The organism is Gemmatimonadaceae bacterium (assembly GCA_020852815.1).
Taxonomy (GTDB): domain Bacteria; phylum Gemmatimonadota; class Gemmatimonadetes; order Gemmatimonadales; family Gemmatimonadaceae; genus SCN-70-22.
This window is the reverse complement of the sequence record JADZAN010000014.1, coordinates 17,909-34,111: the sequence shown is the minus strand read 5'-3', so window position 1 is coordinate 34,111 and position 16,203 is coordinate 17,909. Positions and strand designations below refer to the sequence as shown.

12 protein-coding genes are annotated in these 16,203 nt (G+C 69.0%); 3 read left to right on the top strand and 9 right to left on the bottom strand.

Features of this window, described 5'->3' with window-relative positions; genetic code table 11:
• Positions 1-34 precede the first annotated feature (34 nt).
• Entirely contained in the window at positions 35-1,066 is a 1,032-nt protein-coding gene (locus tag IT359_07615; protein MCC6928842.1) for a hypothetical protein, read from the top strand.
• A 134-nt stretch (positions 1,067-1,200) separates the two neighbouring features.
• Here the strand turns inward: IT359_07615 and IT359_07610 are convergent, their stop codons facing one another.
• The 9 genes from IT359_07610 to IT359_07570 form a co-directional block, all read right to left on the bottom strand.
• Complete coding sequence (locus IT359_07610) at positions 1,201-1,599, bottom strand: hypothetical protein (protein ID MCC6928841.1); 399 nt, start codon at positions 1,597-1,599, stop codon at positions 1,201-1,203.
• 150 nt (positions 1,600-1,749) lie between these two features.
• Positions 1,750-2,682, bottom strand: a complete 933-nt coding sequence (gene lipB / locus IT359_07605) for a lipoyl(octanoyl) transferase LipB (protein MCC6928840.1) — start codon at positions 2,680-2,682, stop codon at positions 1,750-1,752.
• A complete protein-coding gene (gene lpdA, locus IT359_07600) occupies positions 2,675-4,099 on the bottom strand; it encodes a dihydrolipoyl dehydrogenase (protein MCC6928839.1) in 1,425 nt (474 codons plus the stop codon). The genes lipB and lpdA overlap by 8 nt, the downstream gene beginning before the upstream one ends.
• 103 nt (positions 4,100-4,202) lie before the next feature.
• Complete coding sequence (locus tag IT359_07595) at positions 4,203-7,781, bottom strand: hypothetical protein (protein ID MCC6928838.1); 3,579 nt, start codon at positions 7,779-7,781, stop codon at positions 4,203-4,205.
• Positions 7,782-8,044: 263 nt separating this feature from the next.
• Positions 8,045-9,391 (bottom strand): 2-oxo acid dehydrogenase subunit E2, encoded by a 1,347-nt coding sequence (locus IT359_07590; GenBank protein MCC6928837.1) that lies wholly within the window; start codon positions 9,389-9,391, stop codon positions 8,045-8,047.
• 72 nt (positions 9,392-9,463) lie between these two features.
• Entirely contained in the window at positions 9,464-10,447 is a 984-nt protein-coding gene (locus IT359_07585) for a pyruvate dehydrogenase complex E1 component subunit beta (GenBank protein MCC6928836.1), read from the bottom strand.
• An 81-nt stretch (positions 10,448-10,528) separates the two neighbouring features.
• The gene (gene pdhA / locus IT359_07580; GenBank protein MCC6928835.1) at positions 10,529-11,551 is read right to left on the bottom strand and encodes a pyruvate dehydrogenase (acetyl-transferring) E1 component subunit alpha; all 1,023 of its coding nucleotides are present in this window, start codon (positions 11,549-11,551) and stop codon (positions 10,529-10,531) included.
• 201 nt (positions 11,552-11,752) lie between these two features.
• Positions 11,753-12,670: a lipoyl synthase gene (lipA, locus tag IT359_07575; GenBank protein MCC6928834.1), complete on the bottom strand. Its 918-nt coding sequence runs from the start codon at positions 12,668-12,670 to the stop codon at positions 11,753-11,755.
• Between the two features lie 137 nt (positions 12,671-12,807).
• The gene (locus IT359_07570) at positions 12,808-13,911 is read right to left on the bottom strand and encodes an FAD-dependent oxidoreductase (protein ID MCC6928833.1); all 1,104 of its coding nucleotides are present in this window, start codon (positions 13,909-13,911) and stop codon (positions 12,808-12,810) included.
• Positions 13,912-14,040: 129 nt separating this feature from the next.
• Between IT359_07570 and IT359_07565 the strand changes: the two genes are divergently transcribed.
• Both IT359_07565 and IT359_07560 read left to right on the top strand, forming a co-directional pair.
• On the top strand, positions 14,041-14,268 hold the full coding sequence (locus tag IT359_07565) for a hypothetical protein (protein ID MCC6928832.1): 228 nt from the start codon (positions 14,041-14,043) through the stop codon (positions 14,266-14,268).
• A 260-nt stretch (positions 14,269-14,528) separates the two neighbouring features.
• Complete coding sequence (locus IT359_07560) at positions 14,529-16,109, top strand: M28 family peptidase (protein ID MCC6928831.1); 1,581 nt, start codon at positions 14,529-14,531, stop codon at positions 16,107-16,109.
• Positions 16,110-16,203 lie beyond the last annotated feature (94 nt).

Here is a 16,203-nt window from a genome sequence, read left to right as displayed (position 1 = left end):
CAACGATGGACCTGCGCGCTTCGTCAGCGACTCCGTGCTTGGCGCGCTACCGCTGGCGCACGTCTCCGAAGGGCCGGTGGTCTGCACGGCGATGGGGAATGATTCCTGCCCGCTGCGCAGCGCCGTCGCCAACTGGCTCACGCCCAGCCGAGTGGTGGTGTGGGAGCCCGGGCATCCGGTCTTGCTGCTGGACAAGGAGAGCCCCACGGGGAGGGTGGTGGGGAGCTTTGGCGACAGGGTTGGGCAGTACGTCTACGCCACCGCCGTCGGCATGCTCGAGGGGCGCATCGCCGTTGTCGACATGCAGCGCACGAAGCTGGTGCGCTACAACGAAGACCAGACGTTCGACCGCGAGGACAACATCCCCCGCCCGGAAGAGAACGCCGCGCCAGGCTTTGCCGGCTCGACGCCGGTGCTGCAGTCCATTGGCGCCGACGGCGACAGTGGCGTGGCGCATCTCAGGGTTCGGATCCTTCGTTCCCAGACGGAGCTTGGGGGGACAAAGGTGCTGGACCTCCCGCTCCCCTGGCTTCGCCTGAAGGGGCGTGATGCCCTGGATGCGACGCCGCTCTTCCCGGCCATGCCGCGCTACGCGATCGATGCGGACCACAGCATCGTCTGGACACCGGCCGACTCCTTCCTCGTGCAGCGGCGCACGTTCGATGGCAAGGTGGAGTGGACGCTGACCAGCGACCGAGCCGGCGTGGCGGTGAGCGAGCAGGACATCACCAATCGTCGCGACGAGATCTCGCGCCTGTCACCGGCTGGATCGCTCAAGCCGGGTGACCTCGACTCGATGCAGGCGCGCACGGGGAAGCGTCATCCCGTGCTCGGGGGGATAGTCATCGAGCCGAAGGGGCGTTTGCTGCTGGCGGGATACGCGACGCCAACGCAGGACAGCGTGAACTACATCGTGGCGGAGCACGGCGGCCGTCCGTCGCATCGATTCGCCCTTCCCGGGCGCACGCATGTGCTCCTGTTCGCCGGCGATTCGCTCCTGGTGCATCGCCCCACCGAGGGAGAGCCGTGGGAGCTTCGCTGGCTACGGCTCGGCTACACGCCGTAGTCGGGGGGCGTGGCGGCTGGCGGGTGGTAGGTGTCGCGCTGTTGGAGGCGCGTGACTGGTGGTGCGTGACTGGTGGTGCGTGACTGGTGGTGCCACGAGCGCGACCGGGAGCCGGTCGCGCCGCGCACTACCGACTACTTGGTCGCCGCCTTCGTGGAGCGGATCTGGAACTTGTACTTCCCCGCGAGTTCATCCGCGTACCCCCAGCCCGTTCCCTCGAGCTTGTCCTGGATGACGACGATTGGCGTCAGCTCCTTGTCGAGGACGTTTGGCTCCTCCCAGACCTTTCGGTTCTGCGGGTCGAAGAGGAAGATGTCGAAGAACTTGCTGTCCACGAAGTACTGGACGCGCTTGTAGACGTTGGGGAGCGAGTCGCCAGCGGGGGCTCCCTGTCCGATGATCTTGAAGACGGAGTCCTTGCTGATGCCGAGGGTAAGCTCCCGCACGCGGCTATCGGTGCAGGCGGAGGCAAGGAGGGCGAGGAGCGCGGCAGTCGCGAAGGTGGCGACGCGGCGCGATGGGTGAACGCGCATGGATGGTCGAGGGAGTGCGGCGGGTCTATGATCGGCGTGCTGCCTGGGCCGGTCGCGAAATCTACACGAGCTGAACCACATACCCCACCCCTCGCCGAAGTTCATTCCTCAGCTATTCCACAGGGTACGGCGCACCGCGGGCCTCACCGCTCACGCGGAGCGTTCCAGCGCTTGCAGCGACCCCAGAAGCGACTCGAGCGGGTGGCGGATGACCGCGCGCGAGAAGACCGTCCCCATGCTGGTGGCGACAGCGTCCGCAACGCGCGGCAGCAGCGCGCCTGGCGCTGCGCCTGGCGCCGGGCCAACCGCTCCCGTGCCGGCAGCCTGTTCGCGCTCCACCGAGGTCATGACCACGTTGGGGATCCCGCAGGGGACGATGAGGTCGAAGTACGACAGGTCGGTGGTGACGTTGAGGGCAAAGCCGTGCCAGGTGACCCAGTCGCGTGCGTGTACGCCGATCGACGCGATCTTCCGGTCGCCCACCCATACGCCGGTGTAGCCGGTGCTCCGCGCCCCCTCGATCCCAAAGGTGCGCAGCGCCACGATGAGCGCCTCCTCGAGCTGCCGCAGGTACCAATGCAGGTCCTGCCGGTGCTCCTTGAGGTCGAGGATGGGATAACCGACGAGCTGTCCCGGTCCGTGGTAGGTGACGTCGCCGCCGCGGTCCACCTCGAATCGCTCCACACCGCGCGCGGCCAGCAGCGCATCCGAGGCCACGAGGTGGCCATCCTTCGACGAGCGCCCGAGCGTGATGACGCTCGGGTGCTCCACGAAGAGGAGGACGTCGTTGGTCAGCGCGCCGCTGATGCGTGCGCGGGCAACGGCGCGCTGCAGCTCGAGCGCCTGACCGTAGGGCAGGTGGCCGGCGTCGACGAGGAAAAGCGGACGGGGGACGGGAGACGGGAGACGGGAGTGCTCGCCGCGTTGCGGCTCGCGGGGGGGCGGGGCGGGGGTGGGGGTGGGGGTGGCGGTGGTGCCCGTCGCTTCCGGAAACGAAAGAGGGGCGCGCTCCGCGCGCCCCTCTCCCGTCTCCCCCCTGCTTTCGCTGAGGCGAGCGTTCCCGTCGCCCGTCCCACTACGCATGTATCATCTTGCCTAACGAATCGAGCGCGGCCTCGGCCACCGCCTCCGACAGCGTTGGGTGGGCGTGGATGGCCAGGTCGATCTCCTCGACGGTGAACTCGTTCTCCCGGGCCACAGCCAGCTCGTGGATCATCTCCGTGGCATGCGCGCCGACGATGTGCGCGCCGAGGATCTCCCCGTACTTGGCGTCGCGGATGATCTTCACGAAGCCCTCGGTCTCGCCGGACGTGCGCGCGCGCCCGTTCGCAGAGAAGGGGAACTTGCCGACCTTGTACTCGAGCTTCTTGTCCTTGCACTGCTGCTCCGTGAGTCCGATGGAGGCGACTTCCGGATGGCAGTAGGTGGCGTTGGGGATGTTGCCGTAATTGAGCGCGTGCGCGTGCTGCCCGGCGAGGAGCTCGGCCAGGATGTGCCCCTCGCGCGATCCCTTGTGGGCGAGCATCGGGGCGCCGATCACGTCGCCGATGGCGTAGATCCCCTTCACCGACGTCTGGTAGGTCGTGGTGTCGACCTTGATGAAGCCGCGATCCGTCAGCTGCACACCGAGTTCCTTGAGCCCGATGTCCTCCACATTCGGTGCGCGCCCGGCGGCAACCAGCACCTGGTCGACGGTGAGGTCCTGCTTTGCACCGCTAGCCTCGACCGACAACGACACGCTCGACTTTCCGACCTTCACGTTGGAGATCTTCGCGCCGGTGGTGACGTTGATCTTCCGCTTCTTGAAGGCGCGCTGCAGCTCGGCGCTGCAGTCGGCGTCCTCGAGGGGGAGGATCGCGGGGAGCGCCTCGAGGAGGTGCACGTCGCTGCCGAAGGCGTTGAAGACGTCGGCAAACTCGCAGCCAATGGCGCCGGCGCCGACGATGGCGATCGACTTCGGCGCGCGCTCCAGCGTCAGTGCCTCGTCGGAGGAGATGACGGTCGACTTGTTGAGTTCGAGCCCGATCTGCGGAAGGCCGCGCACGCGCGAGCCGGTCGCGACGACCAGCGCCTTCTTCGCGTCGTGCTTCTCTTCCTTGCCGTCGGCACCCTTCACGCTGAGCGTGGCGGCGGCGCCGGCGCTCGCCTTCACGATCTTTCCCGTCCCCTTGATCCAGGTGACCTTGTTCTTCTTGAAGAGGAACTCGACCCCCTTCGAGTTCTGGTTCGACACGCCGCGCGAACGCTTCATCGCCACGTTGTAGTCGAACCCGATCTCCCCGCCGATCTTCACCCCGAAGTCGTCGGCATGCCGCACCTTGTTGGCGAGCGATGCGCTCTCCAGCAGCGCCTTGGCCGGGATGCATCCCCAGAGCACGCAGGTACCGCCGAGCCCTTCGCGCTCGACGACGGCGGTGGAGAGTCCGAGTTGGGCGCAGCGGATGGCGCCGACATATCCGGCGGGGCCGCCGCCGAGGAAGATGACGTCGTACGAGGCCATGACGAGTCGGTGTTGGCGTGAGGGCGCGCACCGGCGTTCCGGCAACCGCGCGCGAGACGACCCCTAATCTACGCCATTGCCGCGGGGCTGCGCAGGGCGCCGCCTAGCGTTGCGGCGTCGCCCCGGGCGCCCCGACAGTCACGCGCTGACGGGCGCTGCGCACCCCATCGGAAAGCGTGAGGTCGAGCGACCCTTCCGCCGTGTACACCACGGCGTCGCCGCCGCGCGCGAAGGCGAGGATCTCCCCGGTGCGCGGGTGGCGCACCAGCACGCCTCTCGCCTCGGCGCCGTTCCACCGCAGGCGGACGGCTCGCGAGTTGAGGCGTTGCACCACGGGCGCCGCCGCCGACGCGGGGGTGGACGCGATCGAGAGATACTCGGCCTGCCGTGCGCCGGCGCTGGCGCGCACGCGTGTCGGCGACGTTCCCCCCATCATCCCCATCGGGACGATGAAGGCGAAGTGTTCGGCGCTCCCCGCGGGGTGATCGGCGACCTGATCGCCATCAAAGGTGAAGTCGAAGAGGGGCTGGCCCAGCGGCCCGAAGCCCTGCAGGCGATTGCGTCCGCCCTTGGTCGGGAGCGAGGGTGGCGCATCGACCTCGTACGTCGGTTCGAGGATCACCTGCCCGTTCTGGATGCGTCCCCAGACCAGGAGCCCGCGCTGCGAGTACGAGCCCGCGACTGCCGACGCGGCGGCGACGAATGGGTTTGCGGCGCGATAGGAGAGTATCGCCGAGTATGTGTAGGCGCTGATCCATACCGGACTGCAGTAGCTCATCAGATCGTAGGTGACGGCCGTGTCCTTGAGCGCATTGGTGGCGATGTTGTAGCCGTAGCCTTCGAGCCTCCCGGTCGCCTTGGGATATGAGGGATCCGGCCCTCCCGCGCCGCACCCTGGCGCGTGGAAGCGCCCGAGGTTGTGCCCCACTTCGTGCGCCATCACGTTTGCGCCTGACGGCAGGTGGTCCCACCCGATCGCCGCACGTCCAGGCACGTAGCCGAGGCCGGCGATGCCGCTCCCGTAGCTCGTCTTCACGACGCCGTAGTAGTAGCGCGAACTCGCGTCGGCCGTGCGGAGTGCATTCACCTCGCTCAGGATCTGGAGCCAGGCCCCGTTGTTATCGCCGCTCTGGAGCGCGGGCGCTGCCGTTGTGTAGGGTGCGCGCACCTCGGCGTCGACCTGGGTGAGCGGGTACAGCTTGAGGATGTCGGCGGTGAACTGGGTCGCATTGCCCGCCGTGACATTCCCCTGCAAGCCGTTGGCGCTCTGCAGCACGGGGACCAGGCGCACGCTGAGCGTGCTGACATTGCGCACGTCCATCGAGCCGGCGGTTCCCGAGACGGGATAGCTGTTGTCGCTGTCGGACGACTCGGTGACGGTGTTGGTCGGGTCGACGTCGGCCAGGATCTTGAGCCCGTTCTGCATGAGGGCGGCGGGGATCGTGGTGTTCCACGACGAGGCCAGCGTCCCCTCGGTGATGGTCTGCGGAACGGAAGTGCCCGGCGCGGGAATACTCACGGTGCTGGCGAGCGTTGCGCCGCTGTAGAGGCGGACGCGCACCGTGGGTGTGGCGGTGTTGGCCATGTTGGCCTTCACGAAGACGCGCAGCAGTCCGTCGCGCCCGGCGACGAGTGGCACCGTGCCGCCGTAGGTCTGCACGACTTGCTGCACGTGCATCCCATCGATGACCAGGTTGAGCGACGACGGTGGCGGCGGGGCCGATGCGGAGTACGACACCGTTGCCGTCGACGTCACGCCGCCGCCGACGGAAACGTTCCCCGTGGCGGGAGTGGGCGTGTAGGTGGTGCCGGCGTTGCTCACGCTGCTCGCCTTGACGGTGTAGATCCCCTGGGCGAGGCCGGTGATCGTCGTGGTGGCCGTCACGGCGCGCGAGTAGCCGCCGGCGCCCGTGACGGTGACGGCGGCGTTCACGCCGCCCGGGAGGCCGTTCACCGTGACGGTGAGCGCCCCGATCGCGGTCACGTAGGTGACCGCCGCATCGACGGTGAAGGTGGACGCCGGGACCGCGACGTTCTGTGATGCCGGGTTGGGGGCCCAGGCGTTGGCGCCGCTGGCGACATTGCGCGCGGTGATGGTGTACATCCCCGCGGTGAGGCCGAGGAGCAACTGCGACGCGGTGACGTTCCGCGAGTAGCCGCCCGGCCCGGTGATCGTGATGTCGGCCGGGACATTGCCCGCCAGGCCGTTGACGGCGAACTGGATCCCCCCGGTGGAGAGCGCGTAGGCAAAGACCGCTGTTGCAGGTGACGGCCCAGCCACGACGGTGACGCTGCGAGAGGCAGGCGACGGCGCGTAGGTGTGCGACCCGGTGGTGGCGTTGGCTGCCGTGAGTGTGTAGGTGCCGGGGGCGAGGTTGCTGAGCGTCGAGGTGTTGGCGACCTGCTGCGAGTAGTTGGCGGGTCCGGTGACGGTGACGCTCGCGGCCAGGGCTTGCGGCAACCCGGTGATGGTAACGAGCAGGCTCCCCGTCGTGACGGCGTAGTCGACCGATCCGGCAACCGGCGTGGTCCCCGCGGTGACGGCGATGACCTGCGTGGCCGGCGTGGGGCCGTAGGTGAGCGTGGCGGTGGCCACCGGCGTGGCGGCGATGGTGTAGTCGCCAGGTGCAAGGGCGACGAGCGTGTCGGTGGCCGTGATGCCCGTGGAAAAGCCGCCCGGGCCGGTGACGGTGACCGCTGCCGCAGCGCCGGCAGGGAGCCCGCCAACCGCGAGGGCCAGTCGGCCGGTGGCGAGCGCGTAGGCGACGGGAACGCTCACGGGGGTCGTGGAGGCGACGATCGCCACCGAGACCGGGGCGGACACGCGATAGCCGTCGATACCCACCGTCACGGGCGCGGCGGTGATGAGATACGGTCCCGGAACGAGATTCGAGAGGAGCTCGCCGGAGGCGACGGTCTTCTGGAAGCCGCCTGGGCCGGTGACCACGGCCTGCGCGGTGGCGCCGCCGGGGAGCCCGGTTACCCCGACGATCAGCGCCCCCGAGGCGATCTGGTACGCGACCGCGACGGGGACCGGCGTCGTGGACGCTGCCACGGCAACATCCAGCGTGGCTGCTTGCGGCGTGTAGGTGTGGCTCTCGACGGTGACCGACGCGGCGGTGACGCGATACGCGCCGGGGGCGAGGCCACCCAGCGTCGTCCCGGCCGTGACAGTTCGCGCGAAGCTGTCGGGCCCCGTCACCTGCACATTCGTCGTGCTCCCCGTGGGGAGTCCGCTGGCGGTGATCGCCAACGACCCGGTGAGGATTCCGTATCCCACGGTGGCCGAGGCGCTCGCGCCGGCAGTGATCGTCACGCCTTGCGTGCGCGGGGTGGCGCCGTAACGGTCGGCACCAGCCGTGACGTCGCTGGCGGACAGCTCATAGGCGCCGGGGGCGAGGGCGCTCACGGTCTCGGTGGCGCTGATGGTGCGCGCGTAGCCCGCGCTGCCGGTGAGCTGAATGGCCGCGCTCGAGCCGGCGGGAACGCCGGCGACGGTGACGGTGAGCGCGCCGGTCTTCGGCGTGTCGGGGCCGTTCGATCCGGTGGCGTTTCCCCCTTCACTCGTCCCGCACGCCGTCGCCGCGAGGGCGCCGAGCGTGAGGGCGGCAGCTGCAAGCGAACGAGCCAGGCGCGTGCGCCGGGCGACGTGTGCGGTGTGGCGGAGTGCGTCGGGACTCACGGGCGCCGTTGGCGCGGCGGAGGGCGTTCCGCACGTCGGGGGCGCCACGGGATGGGCGGTCGAAAAGCGCATGCGTCCTTGGGGGAAACGTCTCCCTCAAGGACGCATGCGCGTGCCGTCGTGCAACGTGCTCATCCATTATACCGCTGACGAATGTGAGCCAGCTCACAGTTAGGCATGGCCGCACATGCGCCGGCGGGTGGCGGCGCATGTGCGGGGCGAAGCGCGCGCCGGACTCACCGATCACGGGGGAACACTCCGGATCAGTACACCAGAAGGAGCGGGTTCTCGATCAGGCGCCGCAGCGTCTGGAGGAACTTGGCGCCGGAGGCACCGTCGATGACGCGGTGGTCGCAGCTCATCGTCACGCGCATGCGTCGGCGCACCTGGATCTCGCCGCCCACGACCACCGGCTTCGACTCGATCCCGCCGATGGCGACGATCCCCGCTTCGGGGGGATTGATGATCGCGGTGAACTGGTCGATCCCGAACATCCCGAGGTTGGAGACGGAGAAGGTCGAGCCGCTGTATTCATCGGGCTTGAGCTTTCGTTCGCGGGCGCGCTTGGCGAGGTCGCGCGACTCGGCGGCGATCTGCGCCAGCCCCTTGGTGTGGGCGTCGAAGATCACCGGGGTGATGAGTCCGTCGTCGATGGCGACGGCCATCCCGATGTGGACGCGATTCCAGTAGCGGATGGAGTCGCCGAGCCAGTGGGCGTTGCATTCCGGATGTTGTGCCAGCGCCGTGGCGACCGCCTTGAGGACGATGTCGTTGAAGGAGACCTTGTAGCCATCGCCCAGCTCCGCCATCGCGCCGCGCATCTCGGCGACGCGTTCCATGTCGAACTCGGCGGTGAGGTAGAACGTCGGCACCGGGCCGATGGACTCGGCGAGTCGGCGGGCGATCGTCTTGCGGATCTGCGTCAACGCGACGTCGCGGAACGCGTCGCCGGTCGGGACGAGCGACGGGGAGCGGGGGGCGGCAGCGGCGGACGGCGCCGCCGACGCGCCACTGGGCGCGCCGGTTGCCGTGCCGGTTGCCGCGGCCTCGACGTCGCGCTTGATGATGCGGCCGCCGGGGCCGGAGCCGTGGACCGCGCCTAACGCGATGCCGCGGTCGGCGGCGAGGCGGCGGGCGAGGGGGGAGGAGCGCTGGCGGGCGTCGTCGGCGGGGATGGGAGTGGCGGCGCTGGGCGCTGCCGGAGCCGGGGCCGGCGATGGCGACGCTGCCGCGGAAGGTGCAGCTGGCGGAGCGGCTGGCGGAGCGGCTGGCGCGGCGGCCGGCGGTGCAGCTGCCGGGGGCGCCGCCGGAACGGCGGCGGTGCTCGCCGGCGCGGCGGGGGCGCCGCCGAGCAGGGCGTCGATGTTCTCGTCGGCAGCTGCAATGATGCCGATCAGCGCGCCGACGGGCGTGGTGGCCCCTTCGGCGATGAGGCGCTTGCGCAGGATCCCGTCGCCGCGGGCGACGAGTTCCATGATCGCCTTGTCCGTCTCGACCTCGGCGAGCGTCTCACCGTTCTTGACGGCGTCGCCTTCGTTCCGGAGCCACTTGACCAGGCGCCCTTCCTCCATCGTTGGGGAGAGCGCCTCCATGAAGACCTTGGTTGCCATATGAGCTAGACGGGAGACGGGGAAGCCTGGCCCAGCGACGGCTGGGGAGAGACGGGGCGGCGCGGGTGCGACTCAAGCCCCCACATACATCACCTGCTTGATGGCGGCGGCCGTCTTGGCGACATCGGGCTTGGCCGCGCGCTCGAGGCTCTTTGCGTAGGGCATGGGGACGTCTTCCTGGTGCACGCGGATGATTGGCGCGTCCAGGTCGTCGAAGCAGTGGCGCTGGATGTAGTCCACCACCTGGGCCCCGACGCCGCAGACTTCCCACCCTTCCTCGAGGACCACGGCGCGGTTGGTCTTGCGGACCGATGCGGCGATCGTCTCCACGTCCATGGGGCGCACGGTGCGCAGGTCGACGACCTCGACGCGGATCCCTTCCTTGGCGAGGGCGTCGGCGGTCTGCAGCGCCACGAGGACCGACTTGCCGTGCGTGACGACGGTGCAGTGGTCGCCCTCGCGCTTCACCTCGGCTTTCCCGATGGGGACGATGTAGTCGTCCTCGGGGACTTCGCCCTTGGTGTTGTAGAGCATTTCCCCTTCGAGGACGACCACCGGGTTGTCGTCGCGGATGGCGGCCTTGAGGAGTCCCTTGGCGTCGTAGGGGGTGCCCGGGGTGACGACCTTGAGTCCCGGGATGTGGGCGAGCCACGATTCCCAAGCCTGGGAGTGTTGCGCCGACAGCTGCAACGCGGCGCCGTTGGGGCCGCGGAAGACCATCGGCATCGGGTACTGGCCCCCCGACATGTAGAGCATCTTGGCGGCGGCGTTCACCACCTGGTCGAGGGCGAGGAGGGCGAAGTTCCAGGTCATGAACTCGATGACCGGGCGCAGCCCCGCCATCGCCGCGCCCACGCCGACGCCGGCGAAGCCCAGCTCGGTGATGGGCGTGTCGACGACGCGCATCTCGCCGAACTCCTGCAACAATCCTTTGGACACCTTGTAGGCGCCCTGGTAGACCGCCACTTCCTCACCCATGAGGAAGACGCGATCGTCGCGCTGCATCTCTTCGCGGAGCGCCTGGTTCAAGGCGTCGCGGTATGTGATGATCGGCATGAATCCTCTAGAGGACGTGAAGACGGGAAGACGAGAAGACGGGGGAGGGCACGGCGCGCGGGAGCGCGCGATCGAATCCGCTCATGTCGTCGTCTCCACCAGCACGTCCTCCCACAGGCTCTCCAGCGCCGGCTCGGGGCTGGCGTCGGCGAAGTCCCAGCTGTCCTGGACAATCGCCTTCACCTCGGCGTCGAGTGTCTCCATCCCCGCGTCGTCCATCTCGCCTAACGCTTCCATGTGCGCGCGCAGCACGTGGATCGGGTCGCGCTTCATGTACTCTTCCAGCTCCTGCTTGGACCGGTACGTCCCGCTCACCGCGTCGGACATGGAGTGTCCCATGAAGCGGTACGTGCGCACCTCGAGGAGCGTCGGGAGCGACTCGGTGCGGGCGCGGTGCACCGCCTCGGCGACCGCGGCACGGACGGCGAGCACATCCTGCCCATCGACCTGCGCGCGCGGCATGTCGTACGCGGCACCGCGCTGGTAGATGTCGTGGATGGCCGAGGCGCGCTCGAGCGCGGTCCCCATCCCGTAGCGGTTGTTCTCGATGATGTAGACCACCGGGAGCTTCCACAGCCCCGCCATGTTCAGCGCCTCATGGAAGGCCCCGGTGTTCACCACCGACTCGCCCATGAAGCAGAGGATGACCTGGTCGGTGCCGCGATACTTGATCGCGAAGCCGACGCCGGTTGCCACGGGGACGTGACCGCCCACGATGCCGTGACCGCCCAGGAAGTTCGTGTTGCGGTCGAAGAGGTGCATCGAGCCGCCCTTGCCGCGCGCGCAGCCGTCGCTGCGGCCAAACAGCTCGGCCATGACGGCGCGTGGGGTGATGCCGCGGGCGAGCGCCTGCCCATGGTCGCGGTAGGTCGTGATGACGTAGTCGTCGGGGCGCAGCACCGAGATGGCGCCGGTGCCGCACGCTTCCTGCCCGATGTAGAGGTGGCAGAAACCGCCGATCTTGCCTAACGCGTAGGCCTCGGCGCAGCGCTCCTCGAAGCGGCGCTGCAGGAGCATGGAGTGGAGCAGGGCGGCGCGCGTTGGCGCGTCGGTCTGGCCGACGGAGGCGTCGGCGGTCTTGGTCTCGGTTTTCTTCTTCGCCATGGTCAAGGAGTCGGATGCCGAGGCTGGCACCCGGTCACCGTGGCGCACGCTCTGGCGCGCTCGGATGTGAGCTGCTGGGATGCTCGCGGAAGCCCTAGCGGCAACCGCGTCCCGGTGGACGACGTACCCGCGTTCTGAGCGATTTGGGGTCAGAGTCCCCGAGAATTTGGTTCGGTGACTCTGACCCCGATTTTCATGTTCTCATTTCCCCGCCGCAGCCGCGGCTTGTACCTGCTCCCAGGCGTGGTAGCTGGAACGCACGAGCGGGGCGGCCTCGACGTGCCGGAAGCCGAGTTCCATGCCGATGGTGCGCAGCTCCCGGAACTCCTCCGGCGAGTAGTATCGGTCGAGCGGGAGGTGTCCGTCAGAAGGGCGGAGGTACTGGCCGAGCGTGAGAATGTCGACGTCGACCGCCCGCAGGTCGCGCATCACGACGACCAGTTCCTCCATCGTCTCGCCAAGGCCCACCATCATTCCCGTCTTGGTGGGGATGTGCGGGGCAACCTGCTTGGCGTAGCGGAAGATGTTCATCACGCGCTCGTAGCGGCCGCCGGGGCGGGCGCGCTTGTACAGGCGCGGGACGGTCTCCGTGTTGTGATTGTAGATGTCCGGCCCCGCGTCGAGGACGGCGCGGATCGAGTCCTCATTCCCCTGGAAGTCGGGGACCAGTACCTCCACCGAGCACCCCGGAAGGCGCTGGTGGATTTGCCGGATGGTCTCGGCAAAGATGTAGGCGCCGTAGTCGGGAAGGTCGTCGCGGTCGACCGACGTGATGACGGCGTGCTGCAGGCGCATCTCGGCAATCGCGGCGCCCACGCGGTTCGGTTCGTCGAGGTCGTACTTCGGGGGGCGACCGTGGGCAACCGCGCAGTATCCGCAGTTACGGGTGCAGACGTCGCCCAGGATCATGAAGGTGGCTGTCCCGTGCTGCCAGCATTCGCCGACGTTGGGGCAGTGCGCTTCCTCGCACACGGTGTGGAGGTTGAGCTCCTTCATGAGCCCCTTGAGGCGGACGTAGTTCTCGCCGCCGGGAGCCTTCACCTTGAGCCACGACGGTTTCCGCTCGGGGAGCGGTTCCGCGCGGTGGCGACCCATGATCTGGTGCAGCGTATCCGACATTCGCGGCTGGATGGAGCGGTGTGAGCAGGGAGGACCCCGGAACGAGGGGGCCGCCGCTCTCCAAATCGGTGCGGCAATCTACCCGTCGTGCGACGAGGCGGCAAAGATGCCATAACCGTTATTCGCACGCTGAGCGGTTATGCGATTGTGCCCGTTCCCGCGGGAAAGCGTGCGATGGAGAACGGGGTGAGGTCAAAGTCGACGGGAGAGCCCGAGGCCAGGGCCGCCACCACCTCACCGGTGAGCGGTGCCAGCAGGATCCCGTTGCGGGAGTGTCCGCAGGCGTAGATGACGCACGAATGGTCGGGGTCGGGGCCTACGATGGGGAGCCCATCCAGTGTCATGGGGCGCAGCCCGGACCAGATGCGGACCTCGTCGGCGCGGGCCAGGGCGGGGACGAGTCGTCCGGCCGACTCGCGGAAGCCCGTCAGCGCGGCATCGGTCGTCCCAAGCTCGTAGCCGACCGCCTCGGAGGTGCTTCCCACGAAGACCTGTCGGTCGGCGGCGCGCGGGACGACGTAACCGCCTGCGCCGAATACAGGGCGTGACACCGGCGTTCCGGCAAGCGCCATCATCTGGCCGCGAAGGGGGCGAACGGGGATCGCGCGCGGCGTTCCGTCGAGGAGGGGCGCCCACGGGCCGTTGGCGATGACGACGCGGCGCGTGCGGAGGCGCGGCCCTCCGGCGACCTCGATGGCGACGAGATCGCCGATGACTTCGATGCGGCGGGCGTCGCCGACAACGAGCTGCACCCCGCCTAACGCGACCGCCTCGCCGAGCGAGTGGAGGAGGCGCTGGTTGTCGACCATCCCGTCGCCGTCGTGAAAGCGGGCGCCGAGCGGGGCGTGCAGCGCGGGTTCGAGCACCGACACCTCGCTGGGCGATAGCCAGGTCGAGAAGGGATCGGCGGCGCCGGCCCAGGCTTCGGCATCGCGCTCCGTGGCCGGGAGGCGCAGGATGCCGTCGAGGGCGAAGGGGACGAAGTGTCCCGTGAGCTGCTGCAATTCGTTCAGGTAGCCGGCGTAGTGCTCGCGGGCGGCGAGGGTGAAGGCGAGCGCGGCGCCGCGAGCGGGTTCGATCGTGGGGGCGAGGAAACCGGCGGCGGCGGCCGAGCCCAGGCCTGGGCGGCGCTTTCCCACGAGGGCGGTGGAGAGCCCGCGAGCCGCACAGGCCCGGGCGCTGGCGAGCCCCACGAGGCCGTCGCCAATCACGACGACGTCGAGGAAATCACTGGACGTCATGCGGCGAGGCTCGCGAGATTGGAGCGACGTCGGAGCTCCGTTGTGATGGAGGAGTGGGTCCACGCGCCGTGAAACCGTGACCGCGGCGGTCGCGTACAGTGTGCAGTCCTAGAATTGGAGTCCGGAACCATGCTTCGCACCATTCTCATGATCGGGCTGTTCGCCATTGGCGGGCTGTTCCTGCTCAAGCTGTTCTTTGGCGTATTCGGCGTGTTCTTCGGGCTTCTGCTTGGCCTGCTCGCGCTGGCGGTGAAGATCGCCATCTTCGGCGGAATCATCTACCTCGTCATTCGCGTGGTCTCGCCCGACACGGCGCGCCGGCTGCGGGAGCGGTGGTCGGGGGCGGCGTCGGTTTAGGGGGAGAAGACGAGAGGACGGGAAGACGAGAAGCCTGCCCCAGCGAAGGCTGGGGACGAGAAGCCTGCCCCAGCGAAGGTGGGGGTGGAGGGTTGGGGTGGGGGTATTCCCGAGAAACTGCGGGCCGGTCCTGGGGATCGGCCCGTTGCGCTGTCGGGGGGGGAGGGGGGGCGGGAGGGGCACGGGGGGGCGTGGGAGGGGCGGTGCGGCGGGGGACGGACACCATCAACGATCGAGGGCGAATGCGTAGGATGCGACGGATGGGACGGATGCGTACGGGGCGGGGCGCGGTTGGGGTGGTGGCGGTGATGGGTGGATTGCTGCTGGCGGGGTGTTCGCCGTCGCCCAGGGTGGTGGCGGCGCCGGCGCCGGCGAGCCTCGAACCTAACGTGAACGAATTGCGCGCGGACCTCTTCGCCTTCTCGGCGGACTCGTTTCGCGGGCGCGAGACGGGGACGCCGGATGCCGATCGGGCCGCGGCATGGATTGCGCGGCGCCTGACGGCGCTGGGCGTGGAGCCGGCGGGCGACAGCGGCTACTTCCAGCGCGTTCCGATGCGCAGGTCGACCCTGGCCGCCGACTCGATCGTCGTCGTCACGCCGGGTGGCCGGCGCGCGCTGCGCCTGGGCAACGACTTCCTGCTCCTGACGTCCCTTGGCCCGGGCGCCCCGCTCCCCAAGCTGTCGGTGGATGCGGATGTCGTCTTTGCGTCCTACGGGATCATCGATGCCGGGTTGGGGCGTGACGACTACAAGGGGCTCGACGTGAAGGGAAAGGTGGTAGTGATTGCGGGGGCCGTGCCAGCGGGGGTCGACTCCGCCAGGCGCAAATCGATGCAGGGCGCGGATGCGCTCTTTGGCCGGCTGGGAGCGGCCATTGGTCGCGGCCCGGCGGCGATTGTCCTGCTTCTTCCCGATTCGATCTTCCAGATGGCGGCGGGGCAGTTCTCGGGGAGCCCGGTGGAGCTGGCGCGCGGCGCCTCGCCGGCAGGGGCGGCGCGCCCCTTGCCCATGGTCGCAGTGGCGCGCCTGGCCTCCGGCTCGCCGCTCGTGCCCGCCGCCTGGCCGTCGGCAGAGCAGTCGACGGTGCCGGCAGGGACGCGCCTGGTGGCGTCGGTGAAGCAGACCACGCAGCCGTTCAACGGCTACAACGTCGTAGGGATCGTGCGCGGGACCGACCCGGCCTTGCGGAACACGTACGTCGCCTACGGCGCGCACTATGATCACATCGGGATCCAGCCAGCGGTGAACGGCGACTCCATCGCCAACGGCGCCGATGACGATGGTTCCGGCAGCATGTTGCAGCTGTCGGTGGCGCGCGCCTTCGCGCAGGGGCCCAAGCCGAAGCGTTCCGTGCTCTTCGTGTGGCACGTGGGCGAGGAGAAAGGGCTGTTCGGCTCCGACGTCTTCACGACCAACCCCACCGTCCCGCTCGACTCGATCGTCGCCCAGCTCAACGCCGACATGGTGGGGCGCAATGGCGACGACTCGCTGTACATCGTTGGGCCCGGGGCGGCACCGAACGGGCAGAGTTCGGTGCTGGGTGCGGTGATCGACTCGGTGAACGCGGCGCAGGCGCGCCCCTTCACCTTCAACCGCGAGTGGGACACGACGACGCACCCGGAGCGCATCTACTACCGCAGCGACCACTTCAACTACGCCCGCAAGGGGATCCCGATCGTCTTCTTCACCACCGGGCTGCACCCGCAGTACCACCAGGTGACGGACGAGGCGGCGCTGATCAACTATCCAAAGATGGCGCGCATCGGCGCGTTGATGTACGAGGCGGGGGTGGTGCTGGGAAACCGCTCGACGCGTCCCAAGCCGACGGCGACGCAGTAGGGCAGACGGGAGACGGTAGACGGGAGACGGGAGTGCGAACGGCGCCGCGAGGCGCCGTTCGCGATTCCGGAAGCGAGCGCTGAGCCGGCGGCGC

Bases quoted from the DNA above. Each gene is read 5' to 3' on its own strand.
- lipB (MCC6928840.1), bottom strand. From the start codon at position 2,682: ATGCGTAGTGGGACGGGCGACGGGAACGCTCGCCTCAGCGAAAGCAGG.
- IT359_07560 (MCC6928831.1), top strand. From the start codon at position 14,529: ATGGGACGGATGCGTACGGGGCGGGGCGCGGTTGGGGTGGTGGCGGTG.
- IT359_07565 (MCC6928832.1), top strand. From the start codon at position 14,041: ATGCTTCGCACCATTCTCATGATCGGGCTGTTCGCCATTGGCGGGCTG.
- IT359_07610 (MCC6928841.1), bottom strand. From the start codon at position 1,599: ATGCGCGTTCACCCATCGCGCCGCGTCGCCACCTTCGCGACTGCCGCG.
- lipA (MCC6928834.1), bottom strand. From the start codon at position 12,670: ATGTCGGATACGCTGCACCAGATCATGGGTCGCCACCGCGCGGAACCG.
- pdhA (MCC6928835.1), bottom strand. From the start codon at position 11,551: ATGGCGAAGAAGAAAACCGAGACCAAGACCGCCGACGCCTCCGTCGGC.
- IT359_07585 (MCC6928836.1), bottom strand. From the start codon at position 10,447: ATGCCGATCATCACATACCGCGACGCCTTGAACCAGGCGCTCCGCGAA.
- IT359_07570 (MCC6928833.1), bottom strand. From the start codon at position 13,911: ATGACGTCCAGTGATTTCCTCGACGTCGTCGTGATTGGCGACGGCCTC.
- lpdA (MCC6928839.1), bottom strand. From the start codon at position 4,099: ATGGCCTCGTACGACGTCATCTTCCTCGGCGGCGGCCCCGCCGGATAT.
- IT359_07590 (MCC6928837.1), bottom strand. From the start codon at position 9,391: ATGGCAACCAAGGTCTTCATGGAGGCGCTCTCCCCAACGATGGAGGAA.